29 protein-coding genes and 1 pseudogene are annotated in these 25,686 nt (G+C 41.0%); 13 read left to right on the top strand and 17 right to left on the bottom strand.

The window, feature by feature from the left end; genetic code table 11:
• The 10 genes and pseudogenes from ABKW31_RS16355 to ABKW31_RS16310 all read right to left on the bottom strand — a co-directional run.
• A pseudogene (locus tag ABKW31_RS16355) lies at positions 1 to 83 on the bottom strand (Type I secretion system protein TolC); the annotation flags it as partial.
• Between the two features lie 166 nt (positions 84 to 249).
• Positions 250 to 1,230, bottom strand: coding sequence for an RNA polymerase sigma factor RpoS (gene rpoS, locus ABKW31_RS16350; RefSeq protein ID WP_348617640.1), 981 nt, complete (start codon positions 1,228 to 1,230; stop codon positions 250 to 252).
• Between the two features lie 71 nt (positions 1,231 to 1,301).
• Entirely contained in the window at positions 1,302 to 2,075 is a 774-nt protein-coding gene (locus ABKW31_RS16345) for a peptidoglycan DD-metalloendopeptidase family protein (RefSeq protein ID WP_348617639.1), read from the bottom strand.
• 101 nt (positions 2,076 to 2,176) lie between these two features.
• On the bottom strand, positions 2,177 to 3,118 hold the full coding sequence (locus ABKW31_RS16340) for a DUF368 domain-containing protein (RefSeq protein ID WP_348617638.1): 942 nt from the start codon (positions 3,116 to 3,118) through the stop codon (positions 2,177 to 2,179).
• A 34-nt stretch (positions 3,119 to 3,152) separates the two neighbouring features.
• Positions 3,153 to 3,791, bottom strand: coding sequence for a protein-L-isoaspartate(D-aspartate) O-methyltransferase (locus ABKW31_RS16335; protein WP_348617637.1), 639 nt, complete (start codon positions 3,789 to 3,791; stop codon positions 3,153 to 3,155).
• A 406-nt stretch (positions 3,792 to 4,197) separates the two neighbouring features.
• Complete coding sequence (gene truD, locus ABKW31_RS16330; protein ID WP_348617636.1) at positions 4,198 to 5,244, bottom strand: tRNA pseudouridine(13) synthase TruD; 1,047 nt, start codon at positions 5,242 to 5,244, stop codon at positions 4,198 to 4,200.
• Complete coding sequence (gene ispF, locus ABKW31_RS16325) at positions 5,244 to 5,738, bottom strand: 2-C-methyl-D-erythritol 2,4-cyclodiphosphate synthase (RefSeq protein ID WP_348617635.1); 495 nt, start codon at positions 5,736 to 5,738, stop codon at positions 5,244 to 5,246. The genes truD and ispF overlap by 1 nt, the downstream gene beginning before the upstream one ends.
• Positions 5,735 to 6,445: a 2-C-methyl-D-erythritol 4-phosphate cytidylyltransferase gene (ispD, locus tag ABKW31_RS16320; RefSeq protein WP_348617634.1), complete on the bottom strand. Its 711-nt coding sequence runs from the start codon at positions 6,443 to 6,445 to the stop codon at positions 5,735 to 5,737. The genes ispF and ispD overlap by 4 nt, the downstream gene beginning before the upstream one ends.
• A gap of 6 nt (positions 6,446 to 6,451) precedes the next feature.
• Positions 6,452 to 6,730: a cell division protein FtsB gene (gene ftsB / locus ABKW31_RS16315; protein WP_348617633.1), complete on the bottom strand. Its 279-nt coding sequence runs from the start codon at positions 6,728 to 6,730 to the stop codon at positions 6,452 to 6,454.
• A gap of 128 nt (positions 6,731 to 6,858) precedes the next feature.
• The gene (locus ABKW31_RS16310) at positions 6,859 to 7,056 is read right to left on the bottom strand and encodes a hypothetical protein (protein ID WP_348617632.1); all 198 of its coding nucleotides are present in this window, start codon (positions 7,054 to 7,056) and stop codon (positions 6,859 to 6,861) included.
• A 169-nt stretch (positions 7,057 to 7,225) separates the two neighbouring features.
• On the opposite strand from ABKW31_RS16310, the gene ABKW31_RS16305 reads away from it, so the two are divergent.
• Both ABKW31_RS16305 and ABKW31_RS16300 read left to right on the top strand, forming a co-directional pair.
• On the top strand, positions 7,226 to 7,426 hold the full coding sequence (locus tag ABKW31_RS16305) for a helix-turn-helix transcriptional regulator (protein WP_348617631.1): 201 nt from the start codon (positions 7,226 to 7,228) through the stop codon (positions 7,424 to 7,426).
• Between the two features lie 228 nt (positions 7,427 to 7,654).
• On the top strand, positions 7,655 to 8,578 hold the full coding sequence (locus ABKW31_RS16300; RefSeq protein WP_348617630.1) for a cyclic nucleotide-binding domain-containing protein: 924 nt from the start codon (positions 7,655 to 7,657) through the stop codon (positions 8,576 to 8,578).
• Between the two features lie 145 nt (positions 8,579 to 8,723).
• Here ABKW31_RS16300 and ABKW31_RS16295 read toward each other — a convergent pair whose 3' ends face one another.
• From ABKW31_RS16295 to ABKW31_RS16280, 4 genes are read right to left on the bottom strand one after another with little or no spacing between them, the layout of a single operon-like run.
• Positions 8,724 to 10,481, bottom strand: coding sequence for a TIGR03545 family protein (locus ABKW31_RS16295; RefSeq protein WP_348617629.1), 1,758 nt, complete (start codon positions 10,479 to 10,481; stop codon positions 8,724 to 8,726).
• 4 nt (positions 10,482 to 10,485) lie between these two features.
• Positions 10,486 to 10,989, bottom strand: a complete 504-nt coding sequence (locus ABKW31_RS16290) for a TIGR03546 family protein (protein ID WP_348617628.1) — start codon at positions 10,987 to 10,989, stop codon at positions 10,486 to 10,488.
• 38 nt (positions 10,990 to 11,027) lie between these two features.
• A complete protein-coding gene (locus ABKW31_RS16285) occupies positions 11,028 to 11,672 on the bottom strand; it encodes a LysE family translocator (RefSeq protein ID WP_348617627.1) in 645 nt (214 codons plus the stop codon).
• Positions 11,673 to 11,674: 2 nt separating this feature from the next.
• Positions 11,675 to 12,055, bottom strand: a complete 381-nt coding sequence (locus tag ABKW31_RS16280; protein ID WP_348617626.1) for a hypothetical protein — start codon at positions 12,053 to 12,055, stop codon at positions 11,675 to 11,677.
• Positions 12,056 to 12,197: 142 nt separating this feature from the next.
• Between ABKW31_RS16280 and ABKW31_RS16275 the strand changes: the two genes are divergently transcribed.
• Together ABKW31_RS16275 and ABKW31_RS16270 are read left to right on the top strand one after the other, a co-directional pair.
• The gene (locus ABKW31_RS16275; RefSeq protein WP_348617625.1) at positions 12,198 to 12,725 is read left to right on the top strand and encodes a sigma-70 family RNA polymerase sigma factor; all 528 of its coding nucleotides are present in this window, start codon (positions 12,198 to 12,200) and stop codon (positions 12,723 to 12,725) included.
• Positions 12,715 to 13,083: a DUF6768 family protein gene (locus ABKW31_RS16270; protein ID WP_348617624.1), complete on the top strand. Its 369-nt coding sequence runs from the start codon at positions 12,715 to 12,717 to the stop codon at positions 13,081 to 13,083. Before ABKW31_RS16275 ends, ABKW31_RS16270 begins: the two co-directional genes overlap by 11 nt.
• A 70-nt stretch (positions 13,084 to 13,153) precedes the next feature.
• Here ABKW31_RS16270 and ABKW31_RS16265 read toward each other — a convergent pair whose 3' ends face one another.
• Positions 13,154 to 13,762: a TIGR04211 family SH3 domain-containing protein gene (locus tag ABKW31_RS16265; protein ID WP_348617623.1), complete on the bottom strand. Its 609-nt coding sequence runs from the start codon at positions 13,760 to 13,762 to the stop codon at positions 13,154 to 13,156.
• Between the two features lie 182 nt (positions 13,763 to 13,944).
• Here ABKW31_RS16265 and ABKW31_RS16260 point away from each other — a divergent pair, with 182 nt between their 5' ends.
• The 5 genes from ABKW31_RS16260 (at position 13,945) to ung (ending at position 20,783) form a co-directional block, all read left to right on the top strand.
• Positions 13,945 to 15,012 (top strand): CYTH domain-containing protein, encoded by a 1,068-nt coding sequence (locus tag ABKW31_RS16260; protein WP_348617622.1) that lies wholly within the window; start codon positions 13,945 to 13,947, stop codon positions 15,010 to 15,012.
• 331 nt (positions 15,013 to 15,343) lie between these two features.
• Complete coding sequence (thrA, locus tag ABKW31_RS16255; protein WP_348617621.1) at positions 15,344 to 17,806, top strand: bifunctional aspartate kinase/homoserine dehydrogenase I; 2,463 nt, start codon at positions 15,344 to 15,346, stop codon at positions 17,804 to 17,806.
• A gap of 14 nt (positions 17,807 to 17,820) precedes the next feature.
• On the top strand, positions 17,821 to 18,795 hold the full coding sequence (thrB, locus tag ABKW31_RS16250; protein WP_348617620.1) for a homoserine kinase: 975 nt from the start codon (positions 17,821 to 17,823) through the stop codon (positions 18,793 to 18,795).
• A 39-nt stretch (positions 18,796 to 18,834) separates the two neighbouring features.
• Complete coding sequence (gene thrC / locus ABKW31_RS16245; protein WP_348617619.1) at positions 18,835 to 20,118, top strand: threonine synthase; 1,284 nt, start codon at positions 18,835 to 18,837, stop codon at positions 20,116 to 20,118.
• Positions 20,119 to 20,123: 5 nt separating this feature from the next.
• The gene (gene ung, locus ABKW31_RS16240; RefSeq protein ID WP_348617617.1) at positions 20,124 to 20,783 is read left to right on the top strand and encodes a uracil-DNA glycosylase; all 660 of its coding nucleotides are present in this window, start codon (positions 20,124 to 20,126) and stop codon (positions 20,781 to 20,783) included.
• 16 nt (positions 20,784 to 20,799) lie between these two features.
• Here ung and ABKW31_RS16235 read toward each other — a convergent pair whose 3' ends face one another.
• Together ABKW31_RS16235 and ABKW31_RS16230 are read right to left on the bottom strand one after the other, a co-directional pair.
• The gene (locus ABKW31_RS16235) at positions 20,800 to 21,855 is read right to left on the bottom strand and encodes a GNAT family N-acetyltransferase/peptidase C39 family protein (RefSeq protein WP_348617644.1); all 1,056 of its coding nucleotides are present in this window, start codon (positions 21,853 to 21,855) and stop codon (positions 20,800 to 20,802) included.
• 94 nt (positions 21,856 to 21,949) lie between these two features.
• A complete protein-coding gene (locus ABKW31_RS16230) occupies positions 21,950 to 23,407 on the bottom strand; it encodes a RimK family protein (protein WP_348617616.1) in 1,458 nt (485 codons plus the stop codon).
• Between the two features lie 172 nt (positions 23,408 to 23,579).
• Here ABKW31_RS16230 and ABKW31_RS16225 point away from each other — a divergent pair, with 172 nt between their 5' ends.
• The 4 genes from ABKW31_RS16225 (at position 23,580) to ABKW31_RS16210 (ending at position 25,661) form a co-directional block, all read left to right on the top strand.
• Positions 23,580 to 23,771 (top strand): hypothetical protein, encoded by a 192-nt coding sequence (locus tag ABKW31_RS16225; RefSeq protein WP_348617615.1) that lies wholly within the window; start codon positions 23,580 to 23,582, stop codon positions 23,769 to 23,771.
• A gap of 154 nt (positions 23,772 to 23,925) precedes the next feature.
• Positions 23,926 to 24,153, top strand: coding sequence for a hypothetical protein (locus tag ABKW31_RS16220; RefSeq protein WP_348617614.1), 228 nt, complete (start codon positions 23,926 to 23,928; stop codon positions 24,151 to 24,153).
• 79 nt (positions 24,154 to 24,232) lie between these two features.
• Positions 24,233 to 25,144 (top strand): LysR family transcriptional regulator, encoded by a 912-nt coding sequence (locus ABKW31_RS16215; protein WP_348617613.1) that lies wholly within the window; start codon positions 24,233 to 24,235, stop codon positions 25,142 to 25,144.
• Between the two features lie 43 nt (positions 25,145 to 25,187).
• Entirely contained in the window at positions 25,188 to 25,661 is a 474-nt protein-coding gene (locus tag ABKW31_RS16210; protein WP_348617612.1) for a thioredoxin, read from the top strand.
• Positions 25,662 to 25,686: the final 25 nt, after the last annotated feature.

Genomic DNA, 25,686 nt, shown 5'->3' with positions numbered 1-25,686 from the left:
AAAGAGTGACGAACGCAGCGCGAGACACAGTGGTAATAAGGAGTATCAATAAGACTGATTTGGCTTTGACGTGATTGTGGCATTACAGACCATCCGTGGTTGTTTGAACCTTTAAAGCGTAGTTCAAACCTGTTTTTTTGCCAGTTTATGATGGCTGTCTCAATAGAAGTGCTTTTGGAAAAGTTATGATGTACCCATAGTAAAAAAGCCTCACGAGAGGCTTTTTTTATAACAAATATTTTTAGTGTACTAACTTAGCGTATCAAATAATGATTCTAGATTGAGGCCTTTATGGCCGAGCATGTCGCGTAATCTGCGTAAGGCTTCTACTTGAATTTGTCTTACTCTTTCACGTGTTAAGCCAATTTCGGCTCCCACATCTTCAAGGGTCGACGGTTCGTAACCTAATAAACCAAAACGTCTTGCGAGTACTTCGCGCTGTTTGGGATTGAGATCTTCAAGCCAATGCACAATGTTGGCGCTCATATCGTTTTCTTGCAGTTCTTCTTCTGGACCATGTCCTCGTTCATCTGCAATGACGTCTAGTAAACCTTTGTCACCATCACTACCAATGGGTGTATCAATTGAGCTTATGCGTTCATTCAGTCTCAACATTTTGACTACATCAACTACTGGTTTATCAAGTGATACTGCTATTTCTTCTGCGCTTGGTTCGTGATCTAATTTTTGGGCCAATTCTCGTGCCGCACGCAAGTACACGTTTAACTCTTTGACTACATGGATTGGCAATCGAATCGTACGAGTTTGATTCATAATAGCGCGTTCAATTGTCTGCCTGATCCACCAAGTCGCATAAGTAGAAAATCGGAATCCACGCTCAGGATCGAACTTTTCAACCGCACGAATTAAGCCTAAATTACCTTCTTCGATTAAGTCTAACAAGGCAAGGCCCCGATTATTGTATCGACGGGCAATTTTAACGACAAGGCGTAGATTGCTAACAATCATACGTTTACGGGAAGCTTCATGGCCTTTGAGCGCTTTACGCGAAAAATAAACTTCTTCTTCTGCGGTCAATAGTGGGGAAAAGCCAATCTCACCTAAATATAGTTGGGTTGCATCTAGATTTTTAGTTATTTCATCTTTTTTGACTAAGATGTCTTCTAATTCGGTATCTTCTTTCTCTGATTTGTTGTCTTCAAACTCGATCAAAGCTTCAACATCGTCCAAAACTTCAACATCAGCTACTTCAATTTTTTCTTGATACATTATAGTGACTCCTGAAAAAACATTGTTGTTCCTAATACATCTCCTTGTTTCCTTATAATTATTTATTGTTATTATTTTTTAGGTAAAAATATCAAAGGATCAATTGATTTTCCTTTGAACCTCACTTCAAAATGAAGCTTGACCGAATCGGTTCCACTTTTACCCATAGTGGCAATTTTTTGCCCAGAGGTTATCCATTGCTGTTCTTTAACCAAGATTTTGTCATTATGAGCATAGGCCGTTAAGTAGGCATCTGAATGCTTGATGATGACCAAATTACCAAATCCACGCAGCGCACTGCCCGTGTATACCACTTTTCCGTCGGCTGCCGCCAAAATTGGCTCACCACCATTCCCTGCAAAGTCTATCCCTTTATTTCCGGCCTCTGTCGCTGAAAACATACTCGTTACAACATTTGAGGTAGGCCATATCCATTGGGATACTTGGTTGGGAAATTCACCGACCGAAGGAACAATAGAACCTTCGTTAACATTTTTTTCACTTTTACCATACGCCTGCTTTTGTGGAGGGTCAACTGGTTGATTTGACTTTATTTTTGAGGTTTGACCAGTTTGCTGATTTTTGTTGGACTTACTCGCAGTCTCTTGCTTTCTTAGCGATATTATCTGTCCAGGAAAGATATTGTATGGTGTTTTGATGTGATTTATTTTGGCTAAATCCCGATAGTCGTTACCGCTAAACCAAGCGATTGAAAACAAGGTATCGCCTTTTTGAACTGTATATTTTTTACCATCAAAGGTATCGGCTTGAAAGTCTCTAAATGTTTTACCTTGATAGATCTCAACCACGGGTGCCGGTTGTTCTCGAGTGGAGCATGAGAGCATTAACAAAGCACTTAAGCCCACAGTGAAATACGACCGATTCCGCTGTAAATATCTTATGCTGTTTGACTTAATATGCTTGTAACAAAATTGCCACTGTTTCATTATTTTTGGTCTGTTTTAGTGCCAAAACGTTCGAGCAAGACTACCGCAACAACCCCTAAACCTATGAGTAATAAGGTATACAGCAAGTAGGCAGGTTGTTGAGTATGGGCTTCGAATGCTGCCGGCAGCACATTCTCTTGCAATAGCGGAATGACTTTGCCGTGACGGTCTATCACTGTTTCGAGGGTGATTTTCCAAGGCCATACTTTATTTAACGAACCCAACATAAACCCGCCAAGTAAGGCTAAAGTGGGTGTTTTATGATGTTGAAACATCCAGCTTAGTACATGAGAAAAACTAATTAGGCCTGCCACACAGCCTGCAGCAAAACAGCCTAGAGTAAAGAACTGAAATTCTTTGATAGCATTCATCATTGGGCCATACATGCCTAATAGAAGAAGAATAAAACTACCAGAAATACCCGGTAAGATCATGGCGCATATCGCCAACATGCCAGAAAAAAAGACTATCAGAGGCGTGGATTCAATAGACGTTGGCGAAATCATGGTGATCCAGTAGGCACCAACAGCACCAAAAACAAATGCGCTTATAACTGGCAACGACCATCTATCTATATGACGGATGACTGACCACACTCCAGCCATGATTAAGCCAAAGAAAAAAGCCCATAACAAGGCGGGATAATTATCGAGTAGAAAAACCACAAGACGAGAAATACTCACTAGACTGATAATCACACCACTGAATAGGGTCAGTAAAAATGAGCCGTTGATATGCAGCCATGTGGCATTGATACCTTGGGTGAATAAGATCTTTGGCGCACTACTGCATTTTTTTAACGAAGAAATTAGCTCTTCATAGATACCCGTCATGAACGCTATTGTGCCGCCTGACACACCCGGAACAGCGTCCGCAGCTCCCATTAAAACCCCACGTGCTGCAATCCCAACAAAATCTTTCGCTGTTCGCTTGGTACTCATTGTTTACCCTTTCTGTCGGTATTTTTTAGTTAATTTAAATAATATTTCCAGGGACTAAAGGAACGAAGCGCACCGCTTCTATTATCTGAGTTTCAAATTCGTCTTCGTGTCTGGTTATGCATTGTAGTTGCTGGTTTTCTTGGCCAACCGGAATAATGAGCCGTCCGCCTTGGTTAAGTTGAGCAAATAGTTGTTCAGGAATACGACTGGCAGCGGCAGTGACGATTATCGCATCAAAAGGACCTTTACTCGCCCAACCTTGCCATCCGTCTCCGTGCTTCATGGCAACATTATGTAAATTTAATTGGTTCATGCGCCGCTTAGCTTGAAATTGTAAAGTTTTTATCCGCTCAACTGAAAATACTTTCTGAAAAAGCTGGGCCAATACAGCCGTTTGATAACCCGAACCTGTGCCAATTTCTAATACATTTTGCGGGCTATTTTCTGATTGTAAAAGTAATTCAGTCATACGCGCTACAATATAAGGTTGCGAAATTGTTTGTCCTTGACCAATAGGTAATGCAGTATTTTGATACGCTTTGTGCCGCAATGCGTCCGGGATAAAAAGCTCCCGTGGAATATTGGCAATGGCACTAAGTACTTTGGTATTTTTGATCCCTTCTTGGGATAATAGTTGGGCGAGGCTATCACCTTTGCGAAACGTGGCTCTCATTGTTATGGCTAATCCAGAGTCAAATGTTAGTTAAATTTATTATTGTTTTGTTTGAAAATGCGAAGTCCAGTGACGCAAATCTTCTAAGCCTTTATAGGCCCCTTACTTACCGGCCTTGGGGTAATGGAACATTATCCCTTAACTCAGGTATAAAAATATATTTTTTCTCCAGCATTCTGTTTTTGGCTTGTCTGCTGCTTGTATCGAAGTCAGTTTTTTGTAGCTTAAATCACGAACGTCAATATTCAAAGTCTGTTCGGTGGTTAAATAATGTGACGTTTACATATCAATCATCTCGGTAGTCACAATCGTGGTCTAGATAAAACGGCAAGGTTTAAATCGCTACCAAGGGGCACTCTATTCTGGGCAGAAACTTCGTCATCATTGCTTGATAGGATGCGCATGCTTAGTCCACTTCATAATGCTGATTAATATCGACAATTTCTCTGATCACAGATGTTGCAAAAGCCCCAGCAGGTAGGTCAAAACTGACTTGTAATAGATTGTCTTGTACTTCCCATTGCATATTTTCAGGTAACAACCTTAAGGCGCGTCGTTCCTGCTTGAGCCCAAGTTTTTCAAGGGTTAAGGTAATAGTTGCATGATCATTAGCTATGTTTTGCTCTAATGCTAGCGCTTTGCCTTGTGAAGCAAGTGGACCTTGTCCCCACAAAGGTGCCGATAATTGAATATCACGACTGAGTAATCTTTGCTTAATTGTTTCATCAATGCTGTCGGCGCAAAAATAACTGGCACTGCCGGCGAGCAACATAATATCGCCATTTAGCGCTTGATTAAATAAGCCATCTTCAATTCGGCGGCTGACAAATTCATTAAACAACCAAGACCTTAGGGCAGATATGGCCATTGAGCGTTTATTACGATTACGAATCTCTTCACCGTTAAGCATCTTTTCGGCGAGAACTAAGTTACCGCCCCTTGCATCATAGCGGCTATCGCCAAAACGCTGTGCACCGTAGTAGTTAGGCACACCGTTTTTTTCTACATAGTTCAAACGTTTGCTTAATGCCTTTGTGTCACTAATATTGCGCACCGAAATTACAAAGCGATTGCCTTTGAGTACGCCGGTACGTAATTTTTTATCATGGCGAATGGCTTTTAGCACTTCTGCACCATCAACGGCTAATTTTGACCAGTCAAATTCTGCTTTACCCGGTTTGTGCACACTAAACCATTGTAAGGTTACTGCGTATTTATCTTTGCGGCCTGCATAGGTTACGTCACGCAAAGGAACACGGGCAAACTTGGCTATTTCTTCTGCTAAGAAAGCAGTATTTAAGCCTGTCTTTTGCACCCATAAGTAAATGTGTTCACCCTGACCAGTAGGCTCATAGCCAAGTTTCTCAGTAACATGAAAGTCTTGTAACTCAACTTTTAATTGTCCACTGGCAGTAGGGGCAGGCATTAAATAACGCCAATGATGAGTTTGCATTAGTTAGCCTGCAATGATTGATTAACTAACAGCACCACTGCATAAGCAGCAATACCTTCTTTGCGTCCGGCAAAGCCAAGTTTCTCAGTTGTTGTGGCTTTCACATTTACCTGAGATGCCTGGGTTTGTAAGTCAGTCTTCAGATGTTGCACCATTATATTGATATGAGGCGCCATTTTAGGCGCCTGAGCCACAATAGTAATATCAACATTACCGATGATATAGCCTTCACTGATCATTAAATCGACTACGGTACGTAATAAGTTGCGGCTATCTACGCCAGCTAAAGCTGGATCAGTATCAGGAAAGTGACGGCCTATATCACCCTTGGCCAACGCGCCAAGTATCGCATCACACAATGCATGTATGGCTACATCACCGTCTGAATGGGCAAGCAGTCCTTGTTCATAATCAATACTAACGCCGCCCATTACAATGGGACCAGGTCCGCCAAATTTATGAACGTCATAACCATGACCAATGCGCATATTCATGTTTGATTTATTTCCTGGGGTAATTGCGTGAGATAAAAATGAGCGAGCAATAAATCTTCGTCTTGGGTCACTTTAATATTGGAGGCGCGGCCGATGACGATTTTTACCTTGCCACCAAATTGTTCAATCGCTGAGGCTTCGTCAGTAATATTGAGTTTCAGTTGTTGAGCTTGGCTTAGTGCCTGATACAACATTTGCGCAGGAAAAAACTGCGGAGTGAGGGCGTGCCAAAGGTTATCCCGTGACTCTGTTTTTTCTACAAATTGCTGGGTATTACTGCGTTTCATTGTATCTCGTACAGGTGCCGCTAAGATCCCGCCTACCTCGCCTTGCTCAGCCAGTTGTAGCAAAGCACTGAGATCATCCGGATGTAAACAAGGGCGGGCCGCGTCGTGAACTAATACCCATTGTTCATCGGCAGCAACCATGGCCAGGCCTGCTAACACCGAATCACTGCGTTCTTTGCCGCCAGTGACGGTGATAATATTGGCAGACTGAGCAATAGTTAATTGGGTAAAATGGCTATCTTGAGGATGTAAAACAACAATTATTCTGCCAATTTGAGGGTGACAAATTAGACGTTCAAGGGTGTGCTCTATGATCGTTTTTCCGGCAATAGTTAAATATTGCTTAGGTAAATCCCTATTCATTCGTTTACCAATACCAGCTGCAGGGACAATTGCGGTAAAGCTTCTATTTGATGTCATTATCTATTAATTTTCAGAAGGTAAGATGCGATAAAACGTTTCACCTTGTTTGATTAGACCGAGATCATTACGTGCTCTTTCTTCTGCGGCTTCAAGACCAATTTTCAAATCTTCAATGTCGGCTTTTAACAAACTATTACGTTGTACCAGATTAGCGTTTTGTCGCGCTTGCTCCTGTACTTCTTTTTGCATACCTATATAGTCTGGCATGCTATTTTTACCAAACCACAAACGATATTGCAGCAAAACAAGCAGGCAAAGTAACAAGGGCGTTACCCATTTCATGACTTTGTCCTCCTCGTTTAGTTATTTTGTCTATTATGCCGAGCTTTTGTCAGATCCTCCAGCGAAACGCATTCACTAAACAGCGCTAAGTCTTCGAAACCAATCTTTTACCGCAAACCACTATAGAACTAGACAATTGCGCTATCTTCTTTTAATAACAAAACCACTAAATAAATAAGCGCAAAGGGAGGCAAAAACGATAACAAAAAACCAATGATTGCACACAGTTTTGCATTGTCACTTTTAGTTGTGCCCAACTTATAACTTAGCCAAGTTACAGATATAACAAATGCGATAAAAAACAGAGGTAGTATCAGAGCAAACATTGCACCTTCCTTTATTTGAGTAATTTCATTATAAGCTAGCCGTTAATATATTATTAATCAACTATTATTTGTTGTTTATCGATAATCTTTAATCTATTATCGATAATTATTGAATGTCGCTAGTTTAATGCACTCTGTGTCTTACCACTAAGCAAAAAAACGGAATCAAATGAAACTCAAAGTTAATTTAGACTTACTCTTAGTACAGCGAAAAATGTCATTAACTGAGCTATCAAATGAAGTGGATATTACGCTCGCGAATTTATCCAAACTTAAATGTGGCAGAGCTAAAGCAATTCGATTTTCAACCTTACTCGCTTTGTGTAAAGCACTAAAATGTAGCCCCGGCGATTTATTTGAATTGGAATAAAATAATATCGATATAAAACGCATCAATAAAACGTTATATTTTTAAGCTATTAGTATTTATCACGCCACCTAAAATGAGTATCAGTTAGTTTACTTTTTCAGTGTGACTCAATACTCATATGCAGTCGTAATCACCAACCTAGTTTTTAGCAAGGCAACTAAGCTGTCGCGATTCATTAAAGTTGAGGATTACCAACTAAAACGCCGCTTCATATACAAGGAAACAGGAATGGGAATTAGGACCAAAATTGCTGAAACTAATGTCGAATTAGACGCGTGTTACAAGCTGCGGCATAAAGTTTTTGCCGATATTGAAGGCTCATATGAGAAACAAGCAGATGGTCGTATCATTGACCGTTTTGACGCTTTTACCAACTCGGTGACCTTTTTCGCCGCAGACGAAGACAATGTGGTAGGTACTATCCGACTGACCTTACAGGATAATTGCGTAGGCATACCGGCAGACGATTTTTTTAACTTTAAACCCTACCTCAAGGGAGACGTTGGCACTTTAGCCAATGTGGGACAGCTTGTAGTGGACCCAGACAGTCGAGGTCAATTAAGAATTACCAATGGCCTTTTTATGCTGATGTACTATTGGGCCAATGATAAAAATGTCACACATGTAGTGGCGCCCTTTAATCCAGCGCTGACTAAATCCATGCAACGTATCGGATTTATAAAGGCCGGGGAGGTGGTTAAATCAGCACACCACAACCTTGATATTCAGCCGATGGTGCTTAACTTGCACGAAATCCGTGAAAGTTTTATTAATTTTGTTGCTCAGCAAGATATCTTTAATTTTATGGAGCCCTACTGCCGAGAGTACTATCGCGCAGGTGAATCCATTATTACTAAAGGTGACATGGGAGAAGACGCTTACTTTATTGTTGATGGTATTGTTTCTGTACTCTTGGGCACAGCAAAAAAAGACAATGAAGTCGTCGAGTTAGCAAGGGGAGAAGTATTTGGTGAGTTGGCTTTACTGGTTGACGTACCCAGAACAGCCGATATTGTGGCAAAGTCTGATGTCGCACTAATTGTATTAAGTAGACGACAGTTTTTGACTTGTATTAAAAATAATCCAGAAAACGCCCAATTCATTTTACAAACGCTGGGTAAACGTCTTGCTAAGGCGATTAGCAGCGAATAGTCAAATACCATTTAATAATGGTAGGAAGGGATTAGGCGGATTTAACACTTTATTTGCTTAGCCCATTTCTACATGTCGAGCGCGACTGTTTGCTCAGCGCTAAGAGTAAAGATGGGCTCTTATTTAAATCGGCATATTATTGGGGCTAGCCACCAAATAATTTGCCTTTTAATTTATCTTTAAGCTCATCTTTTTTATTGTCGATGGCATTGTTCATTTTCGAATTAAGCATTTCTTCTAAGCTGCTAATGTCACCATCCGCGAGTTTTTCCCAGTCAAGCCACTCACCCAGTTGCGCATCTTGGCTACCTAAGGCTGCTTGCATCTGGGTGTTTAGTTTGGCTTTTAATTCGTCCAATTTACCCTGTTCTTCTTTGCCTATATTAGCCAATAAAGCGCTACCAAGTTGTCGGTTTAAATCTGAACTAAAGGATAAGTCCAAATCACCGATCACCCCGCCAACATCCGAATTAATGCTGAGTTGTTCCAATTGGTTGAGGGTATTGGCCACAATATTAGTCATTTTATTGCTGCCTTGAGCTTGCATGGTAAGGCTAGTTAAATTGATCACACCATCACCAATAACGGTATTTTCTTTCACCTTAATACTACCGTTACTTGACATTAAACCGGTGAGTAATTTACTGCTTAGTTTGTCTTGATTGACCAAGTCGATATTGTCGAGTTTTAAGCCAGCTAATTGCCAGTTTTGTTGAGCAAGTATGCCATTTTCTTTCAGCCAAAAATCGCCATTTAACTTAAACGACTGCCAAAGTTTACTTTTGCTAGAGTCAACCTTAAATGTGGTAGCACGGCCAATAATATCGTGCTGATAGGTGATGTCATGCCAAACACTTAACAGGTTTTCTTGTTGCCAACTTACCGAAATATCGGCGTTTTTAATCCACAACTCAGGTAGTCCTGATTCATCATCAAAGCTAAGCCAACGACCGGCTGAAACTGCTTCCTCGCTTTGTTGTTCTTTATTTTTTAACATAGGAGCGACGATATCAAAGGCGGCTAGACCATATTCAGCCCATTGTGCTGCTTTTTCACCAAACACCATAGTGGTCACATCACTGATGGCACCAGCATCACCAGCTACTAAGGCTTTTAACTGCTCATAATCTTGGCCTGGTGCCGCTTTTAATTGTGCTATTTTAGGAGATAGCTCTTGTTTTGCTTGGCTTACCGAATCTTTAAAATCAGTTAAAATTTGTTTGTCAGCTCTAATTTCTTGTTTCAGTAAATCGAATTTTTCTTTGGCTGCCAGTAATTCACTTGGATTTTTGTAATTAGCTTTTGATAAGGCTTCAATCTGCTTTTTATATTCTGCTAGTTTATCTTTACTGGGTAGGTTTTTATATTGAGTTGCTATTCCCTCTTTGTGACGGTCATAAGCCGCTTGCACTTCTTCGATAGCTTTGGTTGTTTTTAAGGGGGAGCGAGCTAGAACCTCATCTACACTGGGCAAATCTTCTTTATTCGGGAATAACTCTTCTAATACAGATCTCTCGCCTTGTGCGTTTGTTTTGCGAAATACCTCGCCTTCTCTAGCGCGCTCTGTACCAAACTGCACACCAGACACAATTAAGTTGTCGATAATGACTTTACGTAATAATAATGGCGATAACTCAATATCTGCACTGATTTTCGCTGCTTGAATCTGGTTAGTGGCTGGCTTATTAGGGTCGGTTAGTTGTACATCAATTAAACTGACGCCAAAAGGTGAGAATGTGTGTTCGACCGCACTAATATTAACTTCTGCTCCCGTTGCAACTTCGAGTCCTTTTTGGGCGGCAAGCTTAATCCAAAAATCAAAAAATAAAATGATAATGGCTGCAATGCTACCTGTTATCAAAACAAAGGCGATAAGGCCAGGCCATCTGATGATATTTTTCATTGCATTATTCTCCTAATGCCTGATAAAGGCGGTAAAAATTACTTCCTTTTATAAATTGCACTAATTTGATTTTATTTACCCAAACCATCACTTTTACACGGTATTGAATAACTAAATATTTGCTTGCGAATAATAAGACAGGCGATAAAAGCAAGGTAAAGATAAGACTTCCTAGGGTGAGTGTGTGATAAAACTGGGTCAGTTGACCAAAGGTACTGCTGTATAAAGCGGTCCAAAACGGCTGAAGGCTTTCAGTGGTCAACAAGGACTCACCTATTGACGCCATTAAAGAATCGAGTGGTAAAGTAAAAAGTGCAAATAAGGCCCAAGCCACTAAAAAGCTAGAAATATTGACTCTAAAAAATAGTACAACAAATACTAAGATTAACGAATGCAAACCCAATATAGGGGTTAAACCCATTATCATTCCAAGGGTAAAGCCAAAGGCCAACTGCCACGGGCTTGAATCTGAATTGAGCGCTTTTAATAGTTTAGCTAAGATACCCATCGTGCTTTCCTTGTTAGAGGTTAAAATAACCCAATAATTTAAATTAAAAATTTTAAACTTTCGTCATACACAATAAATCCACCAATGGTGAATAACAACAACGCAGATAAGCGATTTTGCCATTGTTCAGAGTGCGGATGAGCACTCATCCAGCGCCCTATTTTACCTGACAATGTTGCCACACAAAGGTCGCTCAGCAAACCTATTAAGGCATAAATTGTGCCCAAAATAAGCAATTGTAATGTCATGTGGCCTTGGCTGGGCTCTGTAAATAAAGGCAAAAATGCAATAAAAAATAAAGCCGTTTTGGGATTAGTTAGTTCGACAACTAAACTTTGTTTAAATATGCGTCGAGAACTTAAGGTATTAAGTATTATTATTCCCTGACTGTGACACTTGGCTAAGCGCAAATACTGAATAGATAAGTATATTAGATAGGCTGCGCCAGCAAGTTTGACTAAGGTATATGCCAAGGGCAAATAAATGAAAATGGCGGCCAATCCAAAGGCACTGGCGATAACGTAAATAAATGAGCCTAAAGCCATGCCGGACGCAGCGATCATGCCTGCTTTTTGACCCTGACTAATACTGCGTGCCATGATGTATAAATTAGAGGGGCCGGGAGAAATACACAATAAAAAAGCGGCAAGACTAAATGCGGTTAAGGTATCAATCGAGAGCATAACTACCTGTCAGTCGCGATTGCCAACAATGTAGCAGCTTGTGCTTTGGTCTCTACAATGTCGATGCGCCAAGTTGTACGTGACAAAGCCTGTTGATAAGCCTCTGCTCGTGGTCTGCCATTGGGACCGCTCAGCACAATAACGATATGCAGTATGCTCAAGAAGGTTGCTTCAACTTTGGCAACGACAGACAACTGCCTAACTTCATCAAGACTCATATTCAAATCTGTAGTTTGTGAAAAGTCAAAAACAAGGCGCTGCAATTTGGCTACATTGGGTAAAAATAGTGGCTCGCTCATCAAAGAAATTAAATCTAATGGGTCACTATCACCGGTAAAAGTGACGTAAACAACATGTTCTAATATATCGATAGAGTAACTCATGGGAGTTTATGCTGCGCCAATCTTGCCTGTTTTTGAGAAACACTAGCTTAGCCAATTTAGTCTAGTTTTGCATTTAGTTTATGCTGCAAGAACCTTTGGCTATTTGTTATCGTCTTAGCCAGTAAATAGGAGTTGGTATTATATGCAGCAGGTAGAATTGGATATGTGGGTTATAAAAGCCCAGCAAGGCGATGAAAAAGCCTTGCTGGGCTTATTTCTACATTATCAAACACAACTTATACATTTTGCATATGGCATCACTCGAGATAGAAGTATGGCACAAGATGCCGCGCAGGAAGCGTGGTTGACCATAGTAAAAAACATCAGACGTTTGCAAGAAACAAAGGCTTTTCGCAGTTGGATTTATCGGGCAGTGAGGTGGGCTGCTCTTGATCAACTGCGCATTGCAAAAATATATGCTAACGCTGTTTGTGAGCAAGATGTTGAAACACTAACGGGTAATGAGAAAAATCAAGAAGAGGGGCTAGTAGCAACTATCAAACAACTTCCTCACGATGAGTATCAAGCAATCTACCTATTTTACTTTGCTCAACTCTCACTAGTGGAAATTGCTTTAATCCAAGAGGTACCGGTAGGTACAGTTAAAACAAGGCTGTTTCGAGGTAGAAATAAGTTAAAAAATATATTGGAGACTAAAAATGAATATTGATGATCAAATAACCCAAGCGCTTAATGCTGAAGTTAAACGCCTCGAACCCTTGCTAATTGACAATAAAGGTTTGTTCAATCGTCTTTTACCCATCTATCGTGGAGGCATGCGTCGCTGGGTTTGGTTAGTAAATGGTTTGGCCTTGATAACTGCGGGATTAATGTTTTGGTCAGGTTTCGAATTTTTCACCGCACAACAAACTGAGCAACAAATCTTTTGGGGTATTTGTTTAATTGTTGCCGTTCAAATGCAAGTAGCGATGAAAAATTGGTTGTTTATGGAGATGAATCGCTCGTCTTTGTTGCGCGAACTAAAACGAATTGAAATCGCCTTAATACAGTTAGTCAAAGGGCCATAAGCTGAGTTTATTATTTTTTACGGCAATAACAATCACCAGAAGCCCACTTGAAGGTGATTGTTATTTGACTCTACATCCAGTTGTCGTTACGGCGACGTTTTTTAGGTAGGTAAGTTAGGATGATACCTAATAGTAGACTGATTACCGCGACGATTCCTCCACGAGTAAACCATTCGATTTGGGCGCTTTGATCGTGTTGCTCTAACTCAAGTTTGATTTTTCTATTAGCTTCTGTCACTTCAGTTAACTTGCGGTTAAGAGCAGTATTCTCTGAGCCGAGAGCAATAATCCTCTGATTTAACAGATCATTATCAGTAGCTTGCTGCTGGAGAGTTATATTTGCCTCATTAAGTTGTTGTTGTAATTCGGGCACTCTTTCTCTAAAACTTTGAGTCTTGCTAATAAATTGTGAATCGACCCAACCGGTGCGTTGTTGCTGGTCGATAATTTCGATCCAGTTGGAATTAGCATCTCCTTGTAACACTTTAACCGGTGTGCCGGCAATGATAGGGCCTAAAAAGCGATATTGATCGCCAGGACCAGAGCGCAAAAAGGTAAAAAGGTCGTCAGAAATATAACGAATATCGCCTTCACTGTCGTTAGGCTCTTGGGCCATGCTTAATGAGCCGAAAAGTGAAGTGGACACTATAATAAAAAATAATACTAACCGTTTGCGCATAATCTTAAAACTTGCCTCTATAATATGTCGCAAATGGTATTGCCTGACAAAGTGAAAGGCAAGCTTACATTAAAATAGTCTAGTTAAATCATCTAATCAGCCACTATTTGAGTTAATTTACTCAACTAAGATGATTGTTGAGGCATCTCAATTGAACTCACACCGGAGAATTGAACAACGTTATGGAAGTTGAAATAGAGTTGAAATTGAGCACCCAGGCCCTTGCAGGGCCCATTATAATTGAAAAACTACTACCTCAACTCGATGCCACTATTGAGCAAAGTGAAGTTGAATTAAGCAATAGTTACTTTGATACGCTTGATCGTGACTTTAGAAAAAATGACATGGGTTTGCGTATTCGTGGTTGTCAACATCACTACGAACAGACCTTAAAAACGGCAGGAAAAGGTGTCGCAGGTTTGCAACAAAGACCAGAATACAATATATCCCTAGGGCTACATCTGCATAGTGTTCCTGAAAAGCCTGATTTAAGTTTATTTCCGGCTGATGTATGGCCAAGCTTCTTTAATCTGCCTGAAGTACAAAATACCTTGATTTGCCAGTTTTCTACGCAGTTTATTCGCTCAGTATTTTTATTAACTTGGTCAGATCGCACGCAGGTAGAGTTAGTATGGGATAGAGGGCAAGTATTGGCATGCGGTCGCAGTGACGCAATTAATGAAATTGAATTAGAGTTAAAACATGGCAATGTTGATATCTTGTTCAGTTTAGGTCAACAGATAGCGGAGTTAATGCCCGTCACTATTGGTTTGCTTAGTAAGGCTGCACGCGGTTACCGTTTAATGGATGAGACTAAATCTGAAGTCAGTCAAAAACAGCCTAAACCCTTAACACTTATATGTAATGAAGATGATATTAAACAAGGCGACAAAATCGTGTTGTCTGCCTATCTGGCTAAGACACTAAGACAGTGGCAAAAAATGAGTATGGTCTTACCTAATTCGCAGGAAGCTCATATTCAGTGGGGTCATGAGTTAAAGTACTACCTGTCTTTACTTGAAAAAATAATGCAGCAACTCAGTGCAAAACAGCAAGACCCCCCTTTGCAACACACTATAGTAAGTTTACATGAGATCCTGTTGAGCTTAGAAGAACTGCAACATGAGGGTGTGGATAATCTGACTAATGAACAGCAGACAGTAGTCGAGCAAGGCTTGCTCGCTCTGGTATCTGATAAAAAATGTATCAAAGTGCAACTTCAAATCATGCAATGGTTGAGCAAGGCATAGTGATTATTGATTGTTTTTAATGCCATTGGCGGAGTATTTTTACCAAAGTATTTTGACTTGCAACAAAACAAGCATAATTAATAACCAAACAACTCGGTTTGCTGGTTGACATATAGACGTCTATACGGCAAATTGCGCACATGAAAATAAAAATAATACGCACCACCGGCATGATGATTATTACCACCCTCTATGAGGTGGTCGCTGGCTAGTGCTCAAGCATTAAACAAAAAAGCCCGCGACCTAAAGCGGGCTTTTTTGTTATTGGGTGTCGTAAAAATTCAGAGCGCCAAACCTTAGGTCTTGGTTATAAAATTAAAGGAGCAAATAAATGAAGGTGTTGAAGTTTGGTGGGTCATCTTTAGCGGATGCTGAAAAATACTTAATGGTAAAAGACATTAGTATGGCCTGCCATCAGGTTAGTGGCGCTGCTGTTGTATTATCTGCTCCTAAAGGCGTAACCAATGCCCTGTCGTTGTTATGTGATGAAGCAGCCCTCGGCAAAGACTATGGTGAGTTATTTGCTAAGTTAAACATGGTGTTATTCGGTATCTTAGATGAGCTACAAGAACGTATTCCGACTATTAACCAAGTCAAACTAGCTGACTATGTTCATCTTATCCTAAAAGAGCTAAATCAAAATTTAGAAGGATTTGCTTTACTGCAATGTGCGCCCGAATCGGTGGTGGCAAGAATTTTGAGTATCGGCGAATACGTTAGTGTGAATATCTTTAGTGAAATACTGACGGCACTAGGTCACCAGAATCAAATTATTGATCCAGTCGATTACGTGCTGGCCGAAGGTGATTATCTCGATAGCATCGCCAATGTTGCTGCGAGTAAAGCGCGTTTTACTGATGTAGATAGTTCCGGCGATATAGTCCTTATCATGCCTGGTTTTGTGGCGGTTAATGCTGAGGGTGAAAAAGTAACACTAGGGCGCAATGGTTCAGATTATTCTGCTGCTATTTTAGCGGCTTGTATTGATGCAGAGTGTTGTGAAATCTGGACTGATGTTGACGGTGTTTACAATGCCGATCCTAATCAGGTGGAAGGTGCAGTATTACTCGATAAATTGACCTACCAAGAAGCCATGGAACTTTCTTATTTTGGTGCCAAGGTATTGCATCCTAAAACCATTGGCCCAATTGCTCAACACCATATTCCTTGTTTAATTCGCAATACTCTCAATCCTAGTGCACCCGGTACCCTGATTAGTAATGAAGCCAGCACAGTGTGGACCAGTGTTAAAGGTATTTCTCATCTAGACAATATGGCAATGTTTAACGTTGCTGGTCCTGGTATGAAGGGCATGGTCGGTATGGCGAGTCGAGTTTTCGAAGTCATGTCGAATGCTAATATTTCTATCAGTCTGATTACCCAGTCATCTTCAGAATACAGTATTAGCTTTTGTATTCACGACAAGGACGCTAATCGGGCTTTAGCCTTGTTAGAAGATTCATTTACCCTAGAGTTGAGCAATCACTTACTCGATCCGATTGAAGTGCGTCATAAGTTGGCGATTGTCACGTTAGTCGGCGATGGAATGCGTCACACTAAAGGCCTCGCCGCCAAATTCTTTAGTTCGTTGGCCCAGGCAAGAGTGAATAATGTGGCCATTGCTCAAGGTTCTTCAGAACGCTCTATTTCGACGGTTATTGAGATGGATAAAGCCAAAAAAGCAGTCAAAATTGTGCATCAAAACTTTTTCTCTAATCTGCATACTATAGATGTATTTTTAGTAGGTTGTGGCACTGTAGGTAAAGAGCTTTTGAGTCAGATTGCTAAACAGCAATCTGCTTTGTTAGACCGCAAAATTAGCGTCAAAGTATATGGTATTGCTAATAGTAAAAAATTACTTTTGCAAGGACGCGGTATTGATTTGAATAAAGCGTGGGCCAATGATTTGAGCCTTAGCGAAAGAACGTTCACTCTGTCTACCTTGCAACAGTTTGTTGAAGACAATAGTTTGGTTAATCCAGTTATTGTTGATTGCACCAGTAGTGAGTTGATTGCGAATCAGTATCCACAAATGATGTTAGATGGTTTTCATGTGGTTACACCAAATAAAAAAGCCAATACAGCGTCAACCGAATTTTACCAACTATTACGCGATACCGCCCAGCAAACCAATCGTCAATTTTTGTATGAAACCACGGTTGGAGCCGGTTTGCCAGTGATCGATAACTTGCAAAAGCTTATTTATGCGGGTGATGAATTGGTTCGTTTTGAGGGCATCCTATCCGGCTCATTGTCGTTTGTATTTGGCAAGCTGGAAGAGGGTTTGAGCTTATCAGAAGCAACCGAAATTGCTAAGAAAAACGGCTTTACTGAGCCGGACCCAAGAGATGATTTAAGCGGTTCTGATGTAGCGCGTAAACTGCTGATAATGGCACGTGAGGCTGACCTCAAATTAGAGCTTAGTGACATTAAAGTGGAACCGGTTCTGCCAAGTTTTTTTGATGCCAGTGGTTCAGTTGACGACTTCATGACGCGCCTTCCAGAGCTGGATGATTATTTTAATAAAAAAGTCCAAGCGGCAAAGCAGCAAGGTAAGGTTTTACGTTATGTTGGTTCAATAAGTAAAGGCAATTGCGTAGTTTCAATCGAAGCAGTGGATGCCTCACATCCTTTATATATGATTAAAGAAGGTGAAAATGCCTTAGCTATTCATAGTCATTATTATCAGCCTATCCCCTTTGTTATTAGAGGCTACGGTGCCGGTGCTGCAGTAACTGCCGCTGGTGTGTTTGCTGATGTATTGCGCACCATGCCGTGGAAACAAAATCTGTAATGAGTAGGTCAACGATGCAACAAAAAACACTTACGGCTTATGCACCTGCTTCAATTGGTAATGTCAGCTTAGGTTTTGATTTACTGGGGGCTGCTCTTAAGCCGATTGATGGTAGCTTGCTGGGTGATGAAGTTAAAATTGAATTAGCTGAGCAATTTGAGCTAAAGGTCGAAGGCCGCTTTGCTGATAAACTGCCTGCTGACCCTGCAAGCAACATTGTAACGCTGTGTTATCACCATTTTATCCAATGTTTAGCCAAGCAAGGTTGTGATGTTAAATCATTGCCCGTAGTGGCCATGACGCTGTATAAACATTTGCCCATAGGCAGTGGTTTAGGCTCTAGTGCTAGTTCAATTGTTGCGGCTTTTCATGGACTTAATCAGTTTTTTAGTACTGTTTTAGGTGAGACTCCATTTAACGATAGCAAGTTGTTGTTGATGATGGGTGAATTAGAGGGACAAATTAGCGGCAGTGTACATTATGACAATGTCGCACCGTGCTTTTTAGGCGGTTTGACCTTAATGGCAGAGCACAGGGACCAAGTTGCCTTATCTTTGCCCACCTTTAAGCAGTGGTATTGGGTATCGTGTTATTCGGGCATAACAGTATCTACTGCCGCTGCTCGCGCCATTTTGCCTAAAGAAGTGCCAATGGCCACAACTATTCAGTTTGGTCGGCAACTCGCGGTATTTGTTGATGCTTTGTATCGACAAGACGAAAAACTGGCCGCAGCAATGATGTCGGATGTTATTGCTGAGCCTTATAGAAAATCACTTTTGCCGCGGTTTGATGAATCCCGTGAATTTGCTGAAAAACAAGGAGCTTTAGCTTTTGGAATATCCGGTTCCGGCCCCTCAGTTTTTGCCGTGTGTGATTCATTAGAACAGGCTATAGTTATCAACCAATGGTTGGCGGATAATTATATTCAAAATGACACTGGCTTCAGTCATATTTGCCAGTTAGATCAGCAAGGCGCAATCATTTATTGAGCCCCCATTGCTAACAAGTAAAGATAAGGTAGTTTAATTTTGGAACTCGAAAATTTAAAAGACGCTTCAGATATCGCTAGTTTTGCAGAAGCAGTTAAAAAAGGTTTAGGTAAAAATCAAGGTCTATACTTTCCCAAAAAGTTGCCTACGTTCGATGATATTGAAACATTGTTGGCCAAGCCATTTGTCGAGCGCAGTATAGAAATTCTCAGCACGCTAATCGGTGATGAGTTACCTCAAGATACCCTAAAAGGCATCGTTGAACGTGCATTTATGTTTCCCGCTCCCCTCGTTAAAGTGACTGATAATATTTACAGTCTAGAGTTGTATCACGGTCCAACATTGGCTTTTAAAGACTTTGGCGGTCGCTTTATGGCCCAGACCCTGACTGAAATTGCCAAAGGTGAAAAGATTACGATCCTAACGGCTACATCGGGAGATACCGGTGCGGCCGTTGCACATGCCTTTCATGGTATTGAAAATATCGATGTGGTTATTCTGTACCCCAAAGGTAAAATCAGCCAGTTACAGGAAAAACTTTTCACTACCCTCGGTGGCAATATACACACCGTTGCTATTGAAGCCGATTTTGACGCCTGTCAGCAATTGGTTAAGACCGCCTTTGATGATGTGGATGTGCGTGTTGGTTTGCATTTAAACTCTGCAAATTCTATTAACATCAGTCGTTTGGTCGCTCAGGTATGTTATTACTTTGAGGCCCTAGCGCAGCTTACTGTTGAACAGCGTAAAGACGTTGTGGTGTCTGTGCCAAGCGGTAACTTTGGTAATTTAACCGCCGGTATGATTGCAAAGGTAATGGGTTTACCGATAAGTCATTTTGTGGCTGCCACTAACCTCAATGATACCGTTCCACGTTATTTGAAAACCGGTGAGTGGCAACCTAAAAGCACTATCGCAACTTTATCCAATGCTATGGACGTGAGCCAACCTAACAACTGGCCGCGCATTGAAGCCATCATAGAGCAAGGTTATCTAGATAAATCTGTGCTCAGCGGTGATACGGTTGATGAGGAGTACACTCAAGTTGCGATGCGTCAATTGGCGCAGTTAGGTTATGTGAGTGAGCCCCATGCTGCGATTGCTTATAAAGCATTAGTAAGAAATATGGAGCCAGGTCAAACCGGTATTTTCTTAGGCACTGCGCATCCAGCGAAATTTCGTGAAACGGTTGAAAACGTCTTAGGTCAGCCTATTAGCTTGCCCCAGCCTTTGGCTGATTGTGTAGGCAAAGAGAGCTTCTCCGTTGAAATAGCGAATGATTATGCCGCTTTAAAAGCGCATCTTTTTGCTCTTTTAGGATAAGCAAAGTGGCGACATGGTCGACTTTGTTAGCGGAAGAAAAGCAGCAGGCTTATTTTCAGCAAATAATCGCTTATGTCGCCGAGCAACGAGCTGCGGGAAAAACGATTTTTCCGGCACAGTCCGATGTTTTTAACGCCTTTAAGGCCACTGAATTTGAGCAAGTAAAAGTGGTTATTTTGGGCCAAGATCCCTATCACGGACCGAATCAAGCCCATGGTTTGAGCTTCTCTGTGTTGCCTGGTATTAAAACGCCTCCCTCTTTGGCCAATATGTACAAAGAACTGCTAACTGATATCGAGGGGTTCAGCCTACCTAGTCATGGTTTTTTACAGCAATGGGCAGAGCAGGGAGTCTTATTGTTGAATACGGTTTTAACCGTCGAGCAGGGTTTAGCCCATTCCCATAGTAAAATTGGTTGGGAAAGATTTACCTCAAGGGTGATTGAACTGTTGAATCAACATACTCGTGGTACGATTTTTTTGTTGTGGGGTAGTCACGCGCAGAAAAAAGGCGCAATGATTGATACAACACGACATCATGTGCTACACGCACCTCATCCATCGCCATTATCGGCTTATCGGGGCTTTTTGGGTTGTAAACACTTTTCGCAAACCAATAAATTGCTACTTGCACAAAATAAAACACCCATTAATTGGCAAGTTTAACGGGTGAAAATTCAGTCTATTGACGTCTCTTTATAACCACTGCGGTGCGCAAACGCTCTTTGCCAAAACATGACATGCTGTAAAAGTCTTGTTTAGCGATGGGAATATGCTGGCAATCCAGCGATTCAACATCATGATCATCAGGATCCGGATCATGAGAATATAGGTAGTCATCATCAATTTCTGTTACACACACCCAATGGGGCGCTTTTTTGTCATCTAGTTGATAAGTACTAATTAAACTGATGACACCAGCACCTTGGCGAATGTGATATTCCAAATCCTCAGGGCTAACATCAGTGAAACGAACTTCAATATTAGCTTCTTCAACCTGAGTACGAAACTGATTTTCGACCGCTTGCATGATGTCTTTTTTATGCTGACTACGCACTCCACCGATAAACAAAGGTCCGGTAAGATTGACATAAACCAGCACCTCAAACCCACGTTTATGGGCGGCCAAAGCTAAACCATAAGGGTGGCACCCACCGTGGCCTGAGGTCATATAAATGGTGGTAGCTTCGCGCCAGATATCCAGTTCAAGTGCCTGATTTAAGGTTACTTGAGGATCGAGCTTAGCCATGGCCATCATTAATGACGAGGGGCCACAGGTAAATTCTGTGGTTTGTTGATACCAAGGATAGGGGGTCAGTTGTTGCAATGATTGCATCTGCCTGACGTTTTTTTGCATCCGTAAGGCGTCGGTATTGTCTTCATAGTAAGCTTCGTAGCTACCAAAAATTTTATAACCCAGCCCTTTGTATAGATTAATTGCGGTGTCGTTGTTTTTCGCTACTTCAAGTCGGATAAACATCTTGCCCTGTTCAAGGGTTTGTTGCTCTAAGGCAAGCAGTAGTTTTTTGCCAATACCTAGACCGCGAATTTCTTTATCAACTGCAATGGAATACAAACGTGCTAAATGCGTGCCCTTACGCATAATCACTAAACCATAGGCAACCACAACTTGATCAAGCAATATGACTTGAAACACACAGTTGGGGGCCTTTAACCAATGTTGAAAGCTACGTTTACTTAAACGATCACCAGCAAAACAGCGGTTTTCAAGGGCCATCAATTGCCCTAAGTCCGAGTACTTGGCATCTCGGACTAGGATATTTTGACTCGGTATCACAACTTGAGACAAGTGCTGGTTGAGTGCTTGCAATCTAGCGGCCCCGATATTCAAGGCGATCAGCAAATTCTTGCATGATGACGCGATATAGCTCATCGCCTAAATATTTGTCTTCTACTTTGCTATCCAAGTTAGGGTTGTCATTCACTTCAATGACATAAACTTTGTCATCAACTTGTTTTAAATCAACACCATATAAACCATTTCCGACTATTTCACAGGACTTAATTGCCGTTGCTAATACGGCGCGTGGTACCTCAAATGTGGGTATGGTTTCAAAGTTACCTGCGGTATTGCGTTTAGAACTGTGGTTATAGATTTGCCAATGATTGCGCGCCATAAAATAACGACATGCATAGATAGCACGGCCATTTAGCACGCCAATGCGCCAATCATATTCGGTGTATAAATATTCTTGAATTAGTACTAAAGCTGATTGTTTCAGCATCATTTCTAATTTAGTGCTCAATTCTGTTCTGTCTTTGGCTTTAAATACGCCAAGAGAAAACGAACTTTCGGGCAATTTAAGTACGATAGGGTAACTAAATTCAATCTCTAAACGATCAAGCGTGTCTTTGTCAGACTTAGACACAAAATGGGTTTTTGGTGCTGATATGTTGTGGTAACTAAAGGCATCGTGCAAAAACACCTTATTACAGCAACGCAAAATAGACGTTGGATCATCCATCACAACCATACCTTCTTTTTCGCCTTTACGCGCCATCTCGTAGGTGTGGTGTTTTATTGATGTTGTCTCACGGATAAACAAAGCATCATATTGATACAACTGCGCACTTTGGGCGGCAGTAAATGTTTCTGCATCGATACCGACTTTACTCGCCGCTTTAATAAAAAGCTGGATTGCTTTAGCATCGCTGGGCGGCGTTTTTTCATCAGGATTGACTAGAATGCCCATATCCCAACGAGCACGCTTGCGGCCAGGAGGGTTGCGCCATACTTTTAAAGTAAAGTGCTCTAAGCTAGCAGTAAACTGATCCCACAATTCGGGCGCAATGGCATTAACACCAATTGCACTGCAAATAAGTTGAGTTTGATGCTCATCACGGGAGACTGACAATTTAAGAATAGGCGCAGGAAATTTTTCAAAAGCAAATTTAGCTAATTTGCGTAATGTTTCGTTTTTGGTCCAGCCAAAAAATACCACAAACTCTTTTTCGTCAGCAGTGACGGTTGCCGGGATTTGACTTTTACTTAAGGGGATTTCTACCCACTCTTGATCCTTTGGTGGCATCAAGGACAAGTCATTAATCGTATTTACGCTAGGCAAGACTTTGTGCTGACGAGCTTCAGCCAAGAGGGAGCAATAGTAGCCCTGACTTAAATACTTTTCAGTATTGCATAAGTTTAGAATGCGAATTTTAGGTTCACCTGCTTTAGGATATTCAGCAAGGTATTGTTCAAAATTAACAATGGTTAATTCGCTATTGGGCAAGTTGAGTGGATGGTCAACAACAACTAAGGTTTTAAACATGATTTACCTTTTTAAAGTGCAGATTTCGGGGCTGCAAATGGGACGATATACATTTGCATGAATGGTACTCTTATTAAGCGTAGCAATATGTAAGTAGTTGAACAAAATTTTTTCATCATGACGTTCAATTTATTTCACTTTGCATTTACACTAAGTGCTTTAGAATCACCTTGTGTTAGCAACCGTTGATAAAGTTATGGGTAAAGATAATCGCGTTAGTTTAGAAGAATTTGATGAAGACGATTTTGATGATTCAGCTAAAGAAAAAAAATCCGCTAAAGTTCGTGCTGAACTTGAGAAAAAGCAGCGGGAAAAAAGACAAAAGAATATTGAGTCAAAAAATAAACATTTAACTCCTGAATAACAATCCCTGTTTAAACAGGTTTGTCGTTGGTCTTGGTTAGAGAGAATTTTGAGTGCTCGGTTATAAGGCGCATCAACAGGTGACTGTTTGATGCGCCTTTTGTATATCTGGCCATTATTTTGGTCAGGTTGAACTATTACATTGCGGAGAAAGCATGAAAACTGTTGCATTATTATTGGTGGGTTTGTTAAGTTTTTCTTCTTATGCCGAAGAGCAGCCGGTGGCTGACCAAGCATTGTTAAAAGAATTAAAGCAGTTCTGTACAGAAATGGCTGAGGACGACGGAATCACGGCAGATAAAATGGCCCAATATCTTTTGACCTGCGTAAATGAAGAATTAGAGTCAGAAGGTTATGCTCCTATCACTAAGTTACCAGACTAATTCTGTGTAACTGAACAATACTTAACATGGTTATGCTAAAAACCCATGTTAAGTATTGAATTTCAGCCCTAATCAAGGTATGAATTACTTATCAACCCAGCAACAAGCTTTATCTATGGATGTGCGTTTCCTCGTTACCTTTCTTGAAGTGGTTAAAACTCGCCATTTTGGTAAGACGGCAGAAAATCTTTATCTTACCCCGTCAGCGGTAAGTGCCCGAATTAAACAACTCGAAGAGTATTTTAATAGTCCCTTATTTATACGAAACAGAAATAGTATTCAGTTAACGGTGGCTGGACAAAAACTTGTTCCTTTCGCTGAAACCTTAGCGGCGACCTTGAACGATGCCGTAAAGGCGATCAACAATTTTAATGTACAGCATATTGCATTAGCCGGCACACCCAATGCCTGGGAGTTATATTTAAGTAATGCCTTAAATTGCATTAGCGAATATTTTCCAGCTTTGACAGTGCGTGCTGAAATTATGACTAACGAGCTATTGTTACGCCAGTTACATAACCGGACGATTGACTTAGCCGTGGTTAGCGAACCACTCAAATCAGACCAAATAGAAACTTTACCCTTATTAACCGTACCGCTGGGTTTATATATAAAGCAGGTGGGGGGAGAGGATATTGATTCAACCGCTAAGCGCTATATTAGCTTAGATTGGCATGGCAAGGCCTGTGACGAAGTAGAAAAACTTTTTCCTAAAACGAAGGAGGCAAAGTTTAATACCAGTTCTATTCGTATTGCCTTAGATTTACTGTTGACTCAGGGCGGTATGGCTCTATTACCGGTATCAATAGCGGAAGAGTATGTAACAAAAGGCCTGCTGACTAAGGTGGATGATTGTGGTGACTTTAGTTGTTCGTTAAACGTGGCGTTTTTGAAAGAAGTGAATCATGTGGGGTTGACTGAGTTCATCGAATTTTTGCTCAATCTTCCCAAGCAAGATGAAATATTAAGCATAGCGGTCAATCAGTCGTAGTTAATATGTAATGAACGATTGTCAAGCAAAAAGGAAATGGCATATGCGCATGGTGTTTATAGGATTATTGCTCAGCTTTATTCTGGGTTGTCAAACAAGCACGGTAGCACAGACACCAGAAGACTTAGTCGGTGATGTCACTGCCCAGCAATTATTATCTAGCTATCCAGGTTTTTTGGCGGAATATCAAGTTTATCAACCTAGTCCAGCGGAAATTATTGCCGCCCAGCAACTTGAAGGTAAGTCTATCACTGTGCTATTTGGTGCATGGTGTCACGACAGTGAACGAGAAGTGCCCAGATTACTCAAGTTGTTAGACGCCGCCAAATTAAGCCAACTTAACTTAAAGCTCATGGCAGTGAATCATAACAAGCAAGAGCCTTCTGGGACTTATCGTCGTTTAGATTTGCGCTATACGCCGACTATTATTTTATTTGATGGTGAAAATGAACTAGGGCGAATTATCGAAAGACCCGTCACTAGTCTCGGCGAGGACTTAGCTGGTTTACTGCCTTAAGTTTAACTCTTAAGGCTCTGTGGTT

The organism is Paraglaciecola sp. 25GB23A (genome assembly GCF_040012495.1).
In the GTDB taxonomy this organism is placed as follows: Bacteria; Pseudomonadota; Gammaproteobacteria; order Enterobacterales; family Alteromonadaceae; genus Paraglaciecola.
This window is presented reverse-complemented; position numbering and strand designations above follow the sequence as displayed.